The sequence below is a fragment of the Curtobacterium aurantiacum genome (assembly GCF_018598555.1).
In the GTDB taxonomy this organism is placed as follows: Bacteria; Actinomycetota; Actinomycetes; order Actinomycetales; family Microbacteriaceae; genus Curtobacterium; species Curtobacterium aurantiacum.
This window is the reverse complement of the sequence record NZ_JAHEWN010000016.1, coordinates 39,514-54,264: the sequence shown is the minus strand read 5'-3', so window position 1 is coordinate 54,264 and position 14,751 is coordinate 39,514. Positions and strand designations below refer to the sequence as shown.

The 14,751-nt window shown below is 69.7% G+C and carries 12 protein-coding genes; 5 read left to right on the top strand and 7 right to left on the bottom strand.

Annotated features, from left to right (window positions below; genetic code table 11):
* Positions 1-87 precede the first annotated feature (87 nt).
* The 4 genes from KK087_RS13730 to KK087_RS13715 form a co-directional block, all read right to left on the bottom strand.
* On the bottom strand, positions 88-936 hold the full coding sequence (locus KK087_RS13730; protein WP_250892880.1) for a carbohydrate ABC transporter permease: 849 nt from the start codon (positions 934-936) through the stop codon (positions 88-90).
* On the bottom strand, positions 936-1,904 hold the full coding sequence (locus KK087_RS17955; protein WP_214529098.1) for a carbohydrate ABC transporter permease: 969 nt from the start codon (positions 1,902-1,904) through the stop codon (positions 936-938). The genes KK087_RS13730 and KK087_RS17955 overlap by 1 nt, the downstream gene beginning before the upstream one ends.
* Complete coding sequence (locus KK087_RS13720; protein ID WP_214529099.1) at positions 1,901-3,220, bottom strand: ABC transporter substrate-binding protein; 1,320 nt, start codon at positions 3,218-3,220, stop codon at positions 1,901-1,903. Before KK087_RS13720 ends, KK087_RS17955 begins: the two co-directional genes overlap by 4 nt.
* Before the next feature lie 227 nt (positions 3,221-3,447).
* A complete protein-coding gene (locus tag KK087_RS13715) occupies positions 3,448-4,464 on the bottom strand; it encodes a LacI family DNA-binding transcriptional regulator (protein WP_250901121.1) in 1,017 nt (338 codons plus the stop codon).
* A 201-nt stretch (positions 4,465-4,665) separates the two neighbouring features.
* On the opposite strand from KK087_RS13715, the gene KK087_RS13710 reads away from it, so the two are divergent.
* Genes KK087_RS13710 through KK087_RS13690 form a run of 5 tightly spaced genes read left to right on the top strand, consistent with a single transcriptional unit; the run spans position 4,666 to position 9,700 of the window.
* Complete coding sequence (locus KK087_RS13710) at positions 4,666-5,901, top strand: sugar ABC transporter substrate-binding protein (RefSeq protein WP_214529100.1); 1,236 nt, start codon at positions 4,666-4,668, stop codon at positions 5,899-5,901.
* Positions 5,902-5,903: 2 nt separating this feature from the next.
* The gene (locus KK087_RS13705; RefSeq protein ID WP_214566055.1) at positions 5,904-6,869 is read left to right on the top strand and encodes a carbohydrate ABC transporter permease; all 966 of its coding nucleotides are present in this window, start codon (positions 5,904-5,906) and stop codon (positions 6,867-6,869) included.
* On the top strand, positions 6,862-7,749 hold the full coding sequence (locus tag KK087_RS13700; RefSeq protein ID WP_214566053.1) for a carbohydrate ABC transporter permease: 888 nt from the start codon (positions 6,862-6,864) through the stop codon (positions 7,747-7,749). Before KK087_RS13705 ends, KK087_RS13700 begins: the two co-directional genes overlap by 8 nt.
* 32 nt (positions 7,750-7,781) lie before the next feature.
* Positions 7,782-8,600, top strand: a complete 819-nt coding sequence (locus KK087_RS13695; RefSeq protein ID WP_214529102.1) for a ThuA domain-containing protein — start codon at positions 7,782-7,784, stop codon at positions 8,598-8,600.
* Positions 8,597-9,700, top strand: coding sequence for a Gfo/Idh/MocA family protein (locus KK087_RS13690; protein WP_214566051.1), 1,104 nt, complete (start codon positions 8,597-8,599; stop codon positions 9,698-9,700). Before KK087_RS13695 ends, KK087_RS13690 begins: the two co-directional genes overlap by 4 nt.
* A gap of 139 nt (positions 9,701-9,839) precedes the next feature.
* On the opposite strand, the gene opgC is transcribed toward KK087_RS13690, so the two are convergent.
* Genes opgC through KK087_RS13675 form a run of 3 tightly spaced genes read right to left on the bottom strand, consistent with a single transcriptional unit; the run spans position 9,840 to position 14,682 of the window.
* Complete coding sequence (opgC, locus tag KK087_RS17950; protein ID WP_214566049.1) at positions 9,840-12,329, bottom strand: OpgC domain-containing protein; 2,490 nt, start codon at positions 12,327-12,329, stop codon at positions 9,840-9,842.
* The gene (locus KK087_RS13680; protein WP_214529105.1) at positions 12,326-12,736 is read right to left on the bottom strand and encodes an ATP-binding protein; all 411 of its coding nucleotides are present in this window, start codon (positions 12,734-12,736) and stop codon (positions 12,326-12,328) included. The genes opgC and KK087_RS13680 overlap by 4 nt, the downstream gene beginning before the upstream one ends.
* Positions 12,733-14,682 (bottom strand): glycosyltransferase, encoded by a 1,950-nt coding sequence (locus tag KK087_RS13675; RefSeq protein ID WP_307860069.1) that lies wholly within the window; start codon positions 14,680-14,682, stop codon positions 12,733-12,735. Before KK087_RS13675 ends, KK087_RS13680 begins: the two co-directional genes overlap by 4 nt.
* Between the last annotated feature and the right edge of the window lie 69 nt (positions 14,683-14,751).

Below are 14,751 nucleotides of genomic sequence, written 5' to 3'. Positions count from 1 at the left end.
TACGGGCGGTCAGCGCGGCGCTCGGACGAATGTCCAGCATGCGCAGCTAGGTAAGTTCTCTACCTATCTCCGCATGCCGGACACACGTCACCCCTTGACGGCGCCGGAGGTCAGACCGGACACGATCGAGCGTCGGAACACCAGGACCAGGATCACGATCGGCACCGTCGCAGCGACGCTCGCGGCGAAGATCTGCGCGAACGGCACCGTGAACTGCGTCCCGAAGAGCGCGATGCCGACCGGGATCGTGCGGAAGGAGTTCTCGCTGTTGAACGTCAGCGCCATCAGGAACTCGCTCCACGACGCGGTGAAGGTGAAGACGCCGACCGTGAACAGGCCCGGTTTGGCCATCGGCAGGATCACCGACAGCACCGTCCGCCACGCCCCGGCACCGTCGATCTCCGACGCCTCCTCGATCGTCGACGGGATGCCCTGCAGGTAGTTCCGCATGATCCAGATGGCGAACGGCAGGTTGAACGCCACGTACGGCACGATCAGTCCGGGGTACGAGTTGAGCAGCCCGAGGTTGCGCTCGAGCAGGTACAGCGGCGTCAGCACGGCGATCGCCGGGAACACCGACAGCATGAGCAGCGAGGTCATGATCGCCGTGCGCCCCCGGATGAACCGGCCAGCCAGCGCGTAGCCGGCGAGGAACGCCAGCGCGAGCACGATCACCGTCGTCGACACCGACACGATCACGCTGTTCACCATGTACTGGCCGAGCGCGTTGTCGCGGAAGGCCACCACGAAGTTGTCGAAGGTGAACGATCGCGGCCAGACGGTGGGCGGGGACTGCCCGATCTCGGCCGCCGGCTTGAGCGACGTCGTGACGAGCCAGTAGAGCGGCAGCGCCGTGAGCACCGCGATGACGACGCCGCTGACGTTGACGGTGTTGACCCACTTCCGCCAGCCCTTGCGCACACGTTGACGGGGCATCAGTCGTCCCCTCCCTTCGCCTGGTTCCGGAACGCCCGGAGGAACAGCAGGCACCCGGCCGCGACGATGACCGCGGTCGAGGTCGCGATCGCCGCGCCCGGTCCGATGTTGATGTCCTGGAAGAGCACCTTGTAGCCCATGATCGCGAGCGACTGGGTGGCGGTTCCGGGTCCGCCGTTCGTCAGCACGAACGGCAGGTCGAAGACGCCGAACGCCTGCAGGATGCGGAACAGCACCGCGATCGTCAGGGTCGGGGTGAGCTGCGGGAGCACCACGCGCCAGAACGTCTGCCAGGTGCTCGCACCGTCGAGCTCGGCGGCCTCGTAGTGGTCCTCGGAGATCTGCACGAGTCCGGCGAGCAGGATGATCGCGACGAACGGCGTCGTCTTCCAGATGTCCGCGACCATCAGCCCGGTGATAGCGGGCACCGGTTCGCCGAGGATCACCGGGGCGTCCCCGAACAACCCGAAGAACCACGTCGCGACGCCGTAGGTGCTGTCGTAGATGTACTTCCACAGCTGGGCGTTGACGATGGTCACGAGCGACCACGGGATGAGCATGAGCGCGAGCATCCAGCCGCGGGTCGCCCCGAGCCGCTCGAGCACCAGGGCGACGAGCATGCCGAGCACGAGCTCGACCGACACCGTCACGACCGTGTAGAGCACGGTGAACCCGAGGGCCCGGTACCAGTCGGCGCTCTGCAGCAGGGCGGCGTAGTTGTCGAGCCCGAACGACTGGATCGTGAAGCCCTCGTACCCGACCTCGACGTTCGCGAAGCTCAGGACGACCGAGTACACGACCGGGAAGATCGTCACCGCGGCGACCACCAGGAGCGCCGGAGCCGCGAAGCCCCACGCGCCCCGCGCGCGGATGCGGTCGAGTCGCGACCGCCCCGTCGGGCGAGGTGGTGGGTCGACGCGACCCGTGCCTCCAGGCCGTGCCGGTCGTGTCGCCGTGCCGGCGGTCACAGCGCCGCCCCCTGCAGGGCGAGCGAGATGGCGGAGGCCATCGCGCGCGTGCCGCCGTCGACCGACGCCTGTCCGCCGAGGATGCTGTTGCCGTTCTGGTAGACGCCCTGCGACACCTTCGGGTAGTACGCGGTCGAGGTCGGGCGGGGCACGAGCGTGATCCCGGCCGCCGTGTCGTACGTCGGGCGCTTCTGGCGCTTCGCGTCCTCGCTCACGAGCGAGGCGCTGCGTGCCGGCAGGACCCCGCCCTCGCGGGTCAGGAACTGCTGCGCGGTCTCGCTCGACATCCAGCTCGCGAAGGTCAGTGCCGCCGCGGGTTCCTGGGTGTGCGGGTTGATGTAGTTCCCCCACCCGCCGATCGTCGAGTGGTGCTCGTCCATGCCGTCGAAGGTCGGCCGGGCGGCGAGCCCGACCTTGCCGGCGACCTGGCTGTCCGGGCCGTTCGCGATCCCCCACGCGTACGACCAGTTGCGGAGGAACGCCGCGCGACCTCCGGAGAAGGCGTCGTTCGTGTCCTGCTCCTGGTACGTCAGCGTGGCCCGCGGACTCGCGCCCTCCGTGACCAGGGAACGCATGAACTCGAACGCGCGCTTCGTCTCGGAGCTCGTCGTCGCTGGCTTCGTCAGGTCGTCGTTGAGCAGCGATCCACCCGCGTCGGCGACGAACTCCGTGACGTTGCAGGTGAGCCCCTCGTACACGTCGCCCTGGAACGCGAACCCGTAGGAGACGTCACCGGTGTCGACGAGCTTCGCGGCGGTCTCGCGCACCTCTTCCCACGACCCCGGCACCTGCAGGGAGTGCTTCGCGAGCAGGTCCTTCCGGTACAGGAAGAACGACTCGTCGATGTAGAGCGGGAACATGTAGTAGGTCCCGTCGACGCTCGCCGCCAGCCGCAGGCCCTCCGGGAACTGGTCGAAGAAGTCCTCGCCGACGAGCTGGTTGACCGGGGTGGCGAGCTTGTTCTTCGCGAACTGCCCGGGCCAGGCGACGTCACCGAGGTACACGTCCGGCGTGCTGCTGCCCGCGGCGATCTGGGTCGTCAGGCTGGTGCGGTTCGTGTCGGTGTCGCTCGGTGCGCTGACGATCCGGACGCGGATGTTCGGGTGCTCCTTCTGGAACTCCGCGATGAGTCGGCGGCGCAGGTCACCGCCGTCCTTCGAGGCCACCTGGCCGGCCCACCAGCTGATCGTCGCCTCGCCCTCGGGCGGTTCGGTGGGCCAGTCCTCGACCCGTGTGCGCTCGGGTCGGGTGGAGCAGCCGGCGAGCAGCAGCACCCCGGCTCCCCCGAGCATGAACGTCCTCCGGTCGATTGCCATCCGTCCTCCTTGACGTGTGGTGCCGCGAACCTGTGCGTCCACACAACCAGGCGGAGCCTGGTCTGTCCGGCAGGTGGCGCCTGCGGCGGGCGCGCCGGGCACCTTTCGGGCTGGACGACACCTCACGCGCTCGGGGACCCGTGGACTGTCGCGCAGCCCGAAACGTAGCCGGCGACCGTCTGGAGGCACGGGGCGGGGTCGACCCGAGCCTCCAGGCCGGCAGGAGGTCAGGCCGGGGCGGGGGCCGTCGAACCGGCCAGGTGCATGGCGCACGGGATGAGCGTGTGCGTGCGTTCGGTGCTGCCGCCCTCGAGGCGCTCGACCAGGGACTCGACCGCCAGGCGGCCGAGCTCCGGTCCGGGGGCGTTCAGCGTCGTGAGCACCGGTTCGGTCGCCGCACCGGCGCCGTCGGAGGACACGATCGCGATGACCGAGACGTCCTCGGGCACCCGGCGCCCGCCGGCCCGCAGCCCGCTGACGAGCCCGAAGTTCGAGTCGTCCTTCATGATGATCGCGGCCGTGACGTCGGGGTCACGCTCCAGCAGGTCGGCCGCTGCACGACGACCACCCTCGGCCGAGGCGCCGGCGGCGACCACGGTGCCGGTCAGTCCACGGCGGGCGACCGATGCGCGGAACGCCGCCTCGGACCGGACCTTCGGGCCGTAGTCGGCCATCGTGGTGCCGTCGAGGTCCTCGACCACGAGCCCGATCCGACGGTGCCCGAGTCCGGTGAGGTGGTCGAGGGCGTCCTCGACGGTGCGCTCGAAGTCGATGTCGACGAACGAGATCGCGGACGGGTCGGCCGTCCGGCCGATCGCCACGAACGGGACCTCGAGCTCGGTCAGGCGGTCGATGCGGGGGTCGTGCATGGTGACCTCCATCACGACGACCCCGTCGGCGAGGCCGCCGGAGATGAGCTCCTGCACGTCGTCGGCCGTCGTCACGGCCGGCCAGAGGACCAGGTGGTACCCGAGTTCGGACGCACGGCTCGCGGCGCTCGTGAAGAACTGCAGCGCGGTCTGGCCGAGGCGGTGCTCGAGCACCGGGAACACGAGCGCGAGGATCCGGGTGCGGCGCGAGGCCAGCGCCCGGGCGACCACGTTGTTCCGGTAGCCGAGCTCGCGCATCGCCGCCGTGACCCGGGCCCGGGTGTCGGCGGACACGCGCTTGTTGCCGTTCACGACGAAGGACACCGTCGCGATCGAGACGCCCGCCCGGTCGGCGACCTGCTGCATCGTCGCCATGCCGCTCCCTCACCCTGTCCCGCTCACTGTAGCGGGGGCGGTGCACGAAAAAGTTCGTCTAAGCGCTTTACCATCAAAGCGCTTCGATGCTAGCTTCGACCCCACTCGGGACGCGACGGAGCGGTTCTGGTCCGGTCGTCCCCGATCCACGAGCGACACGTTCGACTCGTGTCCGGCAACCATCCAGAGAAGAGCGAAGCAATGAAGCCTCGACACCGCAGGACGCCTCAGGTCCTCAGCGCGGTCGCCATGCTGGCGGCCGTCCCCCTCGTCCTCGCCGGCTGTTCCGGGGGCTCGTCCGCGAGCTCCGGCGGCAAGGTGGACTCCATCACCGTGCTCGACTACTACAACCAGGGCAACGACAAGAAGGTCATCGGCGAGTACCTCGACAAGTGCGGGGCCGACAACGACGTCACCATCAAGCGCAGCCTGGTGCCCGGCTCGTCGCTCATCCAGAAGGTCCTGCAGCAGGCGTCGTCGAAGACCCTGCCCGACGTCCTGATGCTCGACAACCCGGACCTGCAGCAGATCGCCGAGACCGGTGCGCTGTCACCGCTGTCCGACTACGACATCTCGACCGACGGGTACGCGAAGGGCGTGCTGCAGGCGGGTACCTACGAGGACGAGGTCTACGGCCTCGCCCCCACCGTGAACACCATCGCGCTCTTCTACAACAAGAAGGTGCTGTCCGAGGCCGGTGTCACCCCGCCGAAGACGTGGGACGAACTGCAGTCCGCCGCGGCGAAGCTCACCAAGGGCGACCAGTACGGGTTCGCCGTCGACGCCAACGCCACCTACGAGGGCACCTGGCAGTTCCTGCCGTTCATGTGGTCGAACGGCGGCGACGAGAAGGACATCGCGACCCCGGAGACCGAAGAGGCGCTGTCGCTCTGGAAGGGCCTGGTCGACGACGGCTCGATGTCGAAGAGCGTCGTGAACTGGACCCAGGCCGACGTGAACGACCAGTTCATGGCCGGCAAGGCCGCGATGATGATCAACGGCCCGTGGCAGATCCCCGGTCTGAAGGAGTCGAAGGTCGACTACGGGATCGCGCAGATCCCCGTGCAGTCCGCAAGCGACAAGGCCGTGGCCCCGCTCGGTGGCGAGGTCTGGACCGTCCCGAACACCGGTGACAAGGCGAAGCAGGCCGTCGCCGCGAAGATCGTCGACTGCATGAACAGCGACGCGAACCAGCTCGCGATGGCGAAGCTCCGCTACACGATCCCCTCGAAGACCGACGTCGCGCAGCAGTTCGGCAAGGACGTCCCCGAGGAGCAGGTGTTCGTCGACCTCGTCGCCGACGCCCGCGCCCGCACGGGCGAGCTCGGTGCCGACTGGCCGAAGGCCGCGACGAAGATCTACACGGCCGTGCAGTCGGCGCTGACCGGGCAGGACTCCCCGGCCGACGCCCTGCAGAACGCGCAGTCGAGCAACTGAGCATGACGAGCACCGCGACCCCCGTCGCCCCACGGCGGGCCGCCGGGAACGGAGCGCCCGCTTCGTCCCGGCGGCCCCGCCCGGGCCGCTCGCTGCGCTTCGAACGGATCGCGCAGCTGCTGTTCCTGCTGCCGGCCGTCCTGTTCCTGCTGCTGTTCTTCGGCTACCCCGTGGTCAAGAACATCGTCATGAGCTTCCAGGCGTACACGACCTCGACGTTCTACACGGGCGAGGCGCCGTGGGTCGGCCTGGCGAACTACGCCTCGGTCGTGTCGTCCCAGCTGTTCGGCACGGCGATGCTCAACACCGCGCTGTTCACGATCGGGTCGATCGTCGGCCAGTTCGTCCTCGGCCTGCTGCTCGCCCTGTTCTTCCGCCGGAACTTCCCGCTGTCCGGTCTCCTGCGCTCGCTGCTCCTGCTGCCCTGGCTGCTGCCGCTCATCGTCTCGAGCGCGGTCTGGAAGTGGATGCTCGACCAGGACTCGGGCGTCGTCAACCAGTTCCTCGGCAGCTTCGGCATCCCGTCGGTCCCGTGGCTGACGAGTCCCGCCGTGGCGCTCATCACCGTCATCGCGGTGAACATCTGGATCGGGATCCCTTTCAACACCACGATCCTGTACGGCGGCCTGCAGGACATCCCCACCGAGCTGTACGAGGCCGCGGCCCTCGACGGCGCGACCGGGTGGAAGGCCTTCTGGGCGATCACCTGGCCGATGCTGCGACCGGTCGTGAGCGTCACGCTCGTGCTCGGCGTCGTCTACACGATCAAGGTGCTCGACATCATCCTCGGGTTGACGAACGGCGGGCCGGCAAACGCCACCCAGACCATCGCGACCCAGTCCTACGACCTGTCGTTCAAGCAGTTCGACTTCGGGCAGGGCGCCGCGCTGAGCAACATCCTCATCGTGATCTCCGCCCTGTTCGCGATCGTCTACCTCCGCCTCAACAGGAAGGCCGTCGATGACTGACGCAGCGTCCACCACCGACGCCCTCCGGACCCGCGCGGTGGTCACCCGCGGCACCCGGCGACCCGTCCGTCCCACGAGCGCGAAGCAGTGGGTGCTGTCCGGCGTCGGGATCCTGATCCTCGCCGTGATGCTGTTCCCCGTCTACTGGATGATCAACATCTCCCTGCAGCCGGCCGGCTCCGCGATCGAGGCCGCCTGGTTCCCGATCAACGCGCAGCTCGGCGGCTACGCCCAGGCGATCGCCGACCAGGGCGGCGCCCTGGTCACGAGCCTGGTGATCGCCCTGGGCAGCGTCGTCGTCAGCCTGCTCATCGCGACGCCGGCGTCGTACGCGCTCGCCCAGTTCAAGGTCAAGGGCATCAACGCGGTGCTGTTCGGCATCCTCATCTCGCAGATGATCCCGGGCATCGTCGTCGCGAACGCCCTGTACGCGGCGTACAACGACCTCGGGCTGCTCAACACCGTGCCGGGGCTGATCCTGGCCGACAGCACCGCCGGCGTGCCCTTCGCGATCCTCATCATGCGGGCGTTCATGCAGAACATCCCGCCGTCGATCATCGAGGCCGCGAAGGTCGACGGTGCCGGCAACTTCAGGGCGTTCCGCTCGGTCGTCGTGCCGATCAGCGCCAACGCCCTGATCACCGCCGGGTTGTTCACGTTCCTGTTCACCTGGAGCGACTTCCTGTTCGCCCTGACCCTCACCACCACCGAGGACGTCCGGCCGATCACGCTCGGCATCTACAACTACATCGGCACCTTCACCGCCGACTGGTCGACCGTCATGGCCACCGCGGTGATGGCCTCGATCCCCGCCATCGTGCTGCTGCTCGTGGCGCAGAAGTTCATCGCCGCCGGGGCCACCGGCGGCGCAGTCAAGTGACCGGGTCCCACCACCCCCGAAAGGCACACACCATGACCAGCACCCCGCTCCGCATCACCGTCTGGGGCGAGAACGTCCACGAACAGGTCGAGCAGCACGTCGCCGAGCGGTACCCCGACGGCATGCACGGCGCGATCGCGGACGGCATCCGCGAACACCTGCCCGAAGCCGTCGTCCGGACCGCCACCATGCAGGAACCCGAGCACGGTCTCACCGACGAGGTCCTGGCGGACACCGACGTCCTCACCTGGTGGGGGCACGCCGCGCACCAAGACGTCGACGACGCCGTGGTCGACCGGGTGCACCGGCACGTGCTCTCCGGCATGGGGCTGCTCGTGCTGCACTCCGGCCACTGGTCGAAGATCTTCGGCAAGCTGATGGGCACCACGTGCACCCTCCGCTGGCGCAGCGAGCACGACCAGGAACTCGTCTGGACGGTCAACCCGCAGCACCCGATCACCCGCGGGGTGCCGAACCCGATCGTCATCCCCGAGCAGGAGATGTACGGCGAGTACTTCGACGTCCCGACGCCCGACGAGCTCGTGTTCATCTCGGGCTTCACCGGCGGCGAGGTGTTCCGGAGCGGCATGACGTACCGCCGCGGCCTCGGGAAGATCTTCTACTTCTCCCCCGGTGACCAGGACTTCCCCGTGTACCACCACCCGGACGTCCGTCGCGTGATCGCGAACGGCGCCGAGTGGGCCCGGCCGGAGCGTGAGCGGGAGATCCCGACGCTCCGCCGCTACGACCTGGGCGAGTACTTCGACGGGCAGCACTACCGCGGCCCGTTCGACGACGCCGAGCCGTCGACCGCACCGGAGCCCGCCGAGCGCGACGGGGCCCACGCGTGAGCCCGCTTCGCGTCCTCCAGGTCGGCGCCGGCGGGATGGGGCGGGCCTGGCTCGCCACCGTCGCCGCCGACCCCGAGGTCGAGCTCGTCGGCATCGTCGACCTCGACCTCGACGCCGCCCGCGCCGGGGCCGAACACGCCGGCGACCCGTCGATCCCGGTGGGCACCGACCTGACCGTGCTGGCCGCCGAGACCGGTGCCGAGGCCGTCCTCGACATCACCGTGCCGGTCGCGCACCACCCGGTCACGCTGCAGGCGCTCCGGGCCGGACTCCCCGTGCTCGGCGAGAAGCCCGCCGCGCAGACCGTCGCCGAAGCGCTGTCGCTCGCCGCCGCCGCCGAGGCCACCGGCAAGCTGTTCATGGTGTCGCAGTCGCGCCGCTACAACGACCAGCTCGTCGCGTTCCGGCAGCACGTCCGTGACCTCGGTGCCGTGGGCGGGCTGAGCACCCGGTTCGCGAAGGCCCCGCACTTCGGTGGCTTCCGCGAGGAGATGGACGACGTCCTGCTGCTCGACATGGCGATCCACGCCTTCGACTCCGCCCGCTACGTGCTCGAACGCGATCCGGTGTCGGTGTACTGCGAGTCGTGGAACCCGTCGTGGTCCTGGTACCGGGGCGACGCGGCGGCCGCCGCCGTCTTCACGTTCGAGGACGACATCCGCTACGTCTACGACGGTTCGTGGTGCGCGCCGGGGGCGGAGACCTCGTGGAACGGCGACTGGCGTGCCTCCGGAGCGGCCGGCACGGCACTCTGGGACGGCGACCACGACCCGTCGAGCGACCTCGACGGCACCGCCGGGTCCCCTGCCGCCGCGCCGTCGGTCGGGCACGAGATCGCCGGGTCGCTGGCGTCCTTCGTCCGGGCCGTCCGCTCCGGCGGGACCCCGGACGGCGAGGTGCACGGCAACGTGATGAGCCTCACGATGGTCGACGCCGCGATCACGTCGGCCCGCAGCGGACGCCGCGTCGTCATCGACGAGGTGCTCGAGCAGGCACACCGGGACGCCCTGGCCGCCGAGCAGGACGAGACGATCCGTGACCGCCTGGCGGCGTGGGGCTCGGTCCGCGGCGCCCTGCGCGAGCGGCTGCCCGCGTCCTGAGACGCGACCGCAGGACGGACGGGAGGCCCGTGGCGACACCGCCACGGGCCTCCCGTCCGTCCGCCCTCGCTTCGTGAGCAGGAACGGTCGGGTCCGCACGTCGGACCCGACCGTTCCTGCTCACCATCCGTGCGCGCGATCAGCGCGGGATGACGGAGAACAGGAACTTCTTGCGGACCATGTACCAGGCCAGCAGGATCAGCGCCGTGTGCACGACGAAGCCGATCCAGAAGTCACCCCACGGGACGCCGGGGATCGACGCGATCGCCAGGGCGAAGAACACCTGCCAGACGAAGACGTACAGGCTCGCCTGCCCGAGCGGGATCCAGAGCCAGCCGATGGCCGCGGCGATGGGCTTCCAGAACACCGTGAGGATCGCGTAGGACACGATCGCGAAGAACGCGATGTCGACGAGACGGCCCCACTGCAGGTCCACCCGCTGGTACGCCGTGTTGTACAGCGACTGGTACATCGACTCCGGGAACGGCACCGGGGTGAACCCGAAGTGGTCCCCCGCCCAGACGTAGACCAGGAACGCCGCGTACCCGCCGACCGCGATGCCGACCAGGACCTTGCCGAGGCGCCCGGTGAGCGCGCCGACGATCTGCCGTCGGTAGTAGCCGAGCACGAGCCCATGGGTGAACACGACCTGCCAGGTGAACAGGGGGAACACCGCCTCGAACTGGGAGTTCAGCGGACGGAAGTCGGGGTTGAGCGCCTGGAACACGTACAGCGCCCAGCTCACGGCGAGCAGCGCCCACCAGAAGCCGCGGCGGATCACCCAGACGAGCGCCGGGATGAACAGGCTGAGCACCACGAACAGGCCCATGATGTTGAACGGCCACGGCCCCATCTCGAGCAGCAGGAACTGCCGGATCGCGTACCAGGGCGGCGGGTACGCGAGCAGCTGCATCGCGTTCGGGTACAGGTCGTAGACCCGCCCCTCGGCGTCGACACCGCCGGTGCCCGTGCCGCGGTCGGTGAACGTGGTGATGGCGTCGGTGTTCAGGAACGGGACGAAGCTCAGCGCGAAGACCACCGCGATCACCACGAGCGTCACGACGTACTGCTTGCGCGCACGCTTCCAGGCACCGATCGCCGCCGCCCACTCGCCGAACTTCTTGACCGCGAACGGGTACGTCATGCCGAGCACCATGCCGGACAGGAACACGAACATCTCGGCGCCGGTGATCGCGCCGACCGCGTGGAGCGTGAGGTACGAGTACGGTCCGCCGATCTCGATGTGCGTGATCACCACGGCGAGGATGATGAACCCGCGGAACAGGTCGAGCCGCAGGTCACGGCCGGGCTTGCCGTCGTCGGGGTAGCGCCAGCTCGGCAGGAGCCGGCCGAACACCCCGCTCAGCAGGAACACGATCGCCAGGCCGGCGGCCAGCCAGACGATCCACGCCATCTGGTCGCCACCGGTCTCGTACTCCTGGGAGATCGCGGCGTTGCCCTGCTGCACGGTCACGCGGTCGGTGACCGGGCCGAAGGCGAAGTCCCCGGACCGTTCGAGGTCGCTGCGGAAGGCCTCGGCGACGCCCGGGTCCGCGGTGAGTCGCCAGTCGGCCACGCGGTTGCCCGCCTCGGGCTCGCGTCGCTCCGCCTCGAGCACGGTGATGCCCCGGATCAGCGGACGCTCCTGCACGGCGGCGAGCACCTGCCGCCACCAGCTCCGCTTGACCTCGAGCTCGGCATCGCCCTGGAGCTCTCGGTTGTACAGGGCACCGGTGTCGAGCAGCATCGGGCGGTCGTCGGCCGCGGCGAACCGGTCGTAGAACGTGCCCGACTGCGGTTGGTCGTAGCCCCAGTCCTCGTCGAACCGGGCCTCGACCTCACCGCTCCGGGTGAGCGGCACGGCACGACCGGCGGCCTCGGTCGGGTCGCCCTTGCCGTACGAGAACATCGACAGCCCGACCCAGTCGACGGCCTCGGCGCCGGGCCAGTACGGGCCGTACGGGTCGTCGGCGCCGGTGAGCTGCCCGTCGCCGTTCGTGTCCGCCTTCGCGACGTCGACCGGCGACAGGTTCCGCAACCGCCCGGCGGACTCGCCGAACGGGTACCCGGCACCGTACCCGGGCGACCAGACCATGAGCGCGTCCGACGTCCCCGCGTGCACGGCGGTGCCGAGCGCGCGGAACGCCCGGACGAACTCCGTGGGCTGCTGGCCCCAGCGGACCCACGTGCCGTTCATCTGCGGTGCGAACCGGACGAGCACCTGGGTGTCGTACTGGTCGTGCAGGTCCTCGAACACGGTGTTGACGGCACGGGTGTCCGCGGTGTCGAGCGACCGCAGTTCGCGGTCGGGTTCCAGGCTCACGACGAGCACCGCACCCTGGGTCGCCGCCGCACGTGCCGAGCGGAGGAGCTCCTCCTTCGCCGTGCGGTCGAGCGGGTAGTCGACGGAGACCCCGTACATCGAGGGGGTCGCGCCGAGCCGACCCTCGTAGCCTTCGGGCGAGTCGCTGGCCCAGTCGAGGTCGGGGCCGAACCAGGTCGTGCCCTCGTCCGGCTGCACCGCGGCGGCCGGGCGCACCGAGGCCGCGGACGCCGGCAGGGCGCCACCGAGCAGGAGCGTGGCGATGGTGACGAGGAGCGCGACCGCACGGGCCACCGGGTGCTTCACCGGTCGCACGCAAGGATCCAGACGTTGTGGCCGGACTCGTGTCGGTGCTCGAGCCGATCGAGCGCGGCGATGGCGAGTGCGAGGCCGCGCCCGCTCTCCTGCTCCACGTCGGCCATGGTCACCGCACTCAGGTCGATGTCGACGGGCATGCCGTTGTCGGTGAGCACCGCCGTCAGGGCCTGCTCGGTCGCCTCGAGGTGCACGCTGTAGCGACGGCCGGTCCCCCGGTCGGCGCGGACGGTGTGCTCGACGATGTTCGCGGCCACCTCGGCGAGCGCGGTCTCCAGCGCGAAGCGGAGCCGCACGTCGTCGATGCCGAGGCCGTCCCACCACGCGGCGAAGCGGTCCTGCACCTCGTCGAGGGAGTCGGGCGTCGCGGCCACCTCGAACGTGGTCTCGGTGCTCACAGGGGTCCTCCGGCGGTGCTCGACTCGTGTTCGGACTGGGCTGGGGTGGCCGGACCGCGGTACAGGACGGCCCGGATCACGATGCTGAAGATGAACAGGTCGAAGATGACCCACGCGGTGTTCACGAGCGGCGCGATCCCCTCGGCCTGCCCGGTCAGGTAGCGGATGCCGATCATGACCAGGGCGGCGACCAGGGCGCCCATCGCGTAGAGCTGCGGCTTGACGAGGTCCCACCGCGGCTTCTGCTCGGTCGCGTCGCGGACCTTCGGGGTGACACGGAACCCGAGCGGCTTGCCCCGGAAGACGTTCTCGAACGCGCTGGTCACCGACTCGATCCAGACCGGGAACAGGGCGAGCGAGTACTGCTGCCCGCGCCAGGTCGGTCTGCCGGCGGCCACCACCCAGAACAGCAGCTGGTTGAACACCAGGAACGGGATGAGTCGGGCGAAGAAGTCGACGCTGTAGGCCTGCACGGGGACCACTCCGAACGACAAGCAGAGCACGGGTGCGGCGATGTAGACGATCGCGGCGAACCCGGACAGGTAGCTCCACATCGTCGAGAAGTACATGAGCCGCTGCCCCCACGAGAGCCCCTTCTGCACCAGGGGGTTCTCGCGGAAGAACACCTGCATGGTGCCCTGCGCCCAGCGGAGTCGCTGGACGAGCATCGTCGGCAGGTCCTCGGGGGCCAGGCCCTTCGCCAGGATCTCGTCGTGGTACGCCGACTTCCAGCCGAGGCCGTGCAGGCGCATCGCGGTGGCCATGTCCTCGGTCACCGAGATCGTCGCCAGCGGCATGATCGGCTGCGCCTCGTCGTCACGGTTGACGTCGAGCGCACGGGCGAGCACGGCGATCGACTCGATGGCCGCGACGGGCGACGCCTCACGCCGACCGAGCACGTCGAGGGCGGCGTCGTCGAGGCCGGCGAACGTGTTCGCGTCGGTGGACATCGCCGCGAGCTCCTGCAGGTCGTTGCGCACCGACTCGAGGTCGGCGGCCGCGAACCGGAACGCGATGGCGTCGATCCCCCGCTGGAACGCGTACGTCACGTCGCCGAGCGGCTCACCGGCGCGCACCTGCTCGCGCGCCTGGTCCACCACGGCCTCGGCGTCGTCGAGGGCGGCGAGCACGCGCGGGTCGGTCTCGGTCTCGCGGGAGCGGGCGAGGAGCTTGCGCGACGTCGACAGGGTGCGCTGCACGGACGCCTCGACCTCGGCCACGTAGCGGGAGATGCCGAGCTGCATGAGGGCTTCGCGCCGGAGGATCGCGTTGGACCCGCAGAAGAACGCGGCGTTCCAGCCGTCCTTCGACTGCTGGATCGGTCCGTAGAACAGCGGCGCCTGGCTGCCGAGGGGGTCGTCCTCCGGCACGTTCTCGAACCACTGCGGCGTCTGCACGAGCGCCATCTGCGGGTCCTTGAAGTAGCCGAGCGTGCGGTCGAGGATCGCCGGGTCCGGCACCTGGTCGGCGTCGAGGATGAGCAGGAACTCACCCTGGGTCGCGAGCAGGGCGTTGTTGAGGTTGCCGGCCTTGGCGTGTCTGGGGCGGTCGACCCAGTCGGCACCGCGGGTGATGACGCCGATGCCGAGCGCCTCGGCCGCCGCGCGCATCTCGGGGCGGTTGCCGTCGTCGAGGATCCAGGTGGTGTGCGGGTGCGTGATCGCCTTCGCCGCGCGGGCCGTGCGCTCGACCAGGTCGATCGGCTCGTTGTAGGTCGTGATGAAGACGTCGACGGTGACGTCGGTGGACGGTTTCGCCGGGGGTTCGCCGCGCTCCCGGAGCCGCCATGCCCCGAGGGCGAAGAGGAGCGAGTCGATGACGCTGTAGGTCTCGGCCAGGATCAGCGGGATCGCGATCCACCACGAGTGCCAGTTCACCGAGGCCGCCCAGCGCCACACGATGTAGTTCACGCCGGCGAGGGACGCGAGGAGCGCCACCGTCCGCACGGTGACCAGGCGACGACGGGCGGTGCCGGTGGTGAGGCGGCGGCGGTCCTGTCGGCTGACGTCGAGCGC

What these genes read in the sequence shown, in the direction of transcription:
- KK087_RS13710 (WP_214529100.1), top strand. Translation starts at nt 4,666, where the DNA reads ATGAAGCCTCGACACCGCAGGACGCCTCAGGTCCTCAGCGCGGTCGCC.
- KK087_RS13715 (WP_250901121.1), bottom strand. Translation starts at nt 4,464, where the DNA reads ATGGCGACGATGCAGCAGGTCGCCGACCGGGCGGGCGTCTCGATCGCG.
- KK087_RS13705 (WP_214566055.1), top strand. Translation starts at nt 5,904, where the DNA reads ATGACGAGCACCGCGACCCCCGTCGCCCCACGGCGGGCCGCCGGGAAC.
- KK087_RS13695 (WP_214529102.1), top strand. Translation starts at nt 7,782, where the DNA reads ATGACCAGCACCCCGCTCCGCATCACCGTCTGGGGCGAGAACGTCCAC.
- KK087_RS13700 (WP_214566053.1), top strand. Translation starts at nt 6,862, where the DNA reads ATGACTGACGCAGCGTCCACCACCGACGCCCTCCGGACCCGCGCGGTG.
- KK087_RS13730 (WP_250892880.1), bottom strand. Translation starts at nt 936, where the DNA reads ATGCCCCGTCAACGTGTGCGCAAGGGCTGGCGGAAGTGGGTCAACACC.
- KK087_RS13720 (WP_214529099.1), bottom strand. Translation starts at nt 3,220, where the DNA reads ATGGCAATCGACCGGAGGACGTTCATGCTCGGGGGAGCCGGGGTGCTG.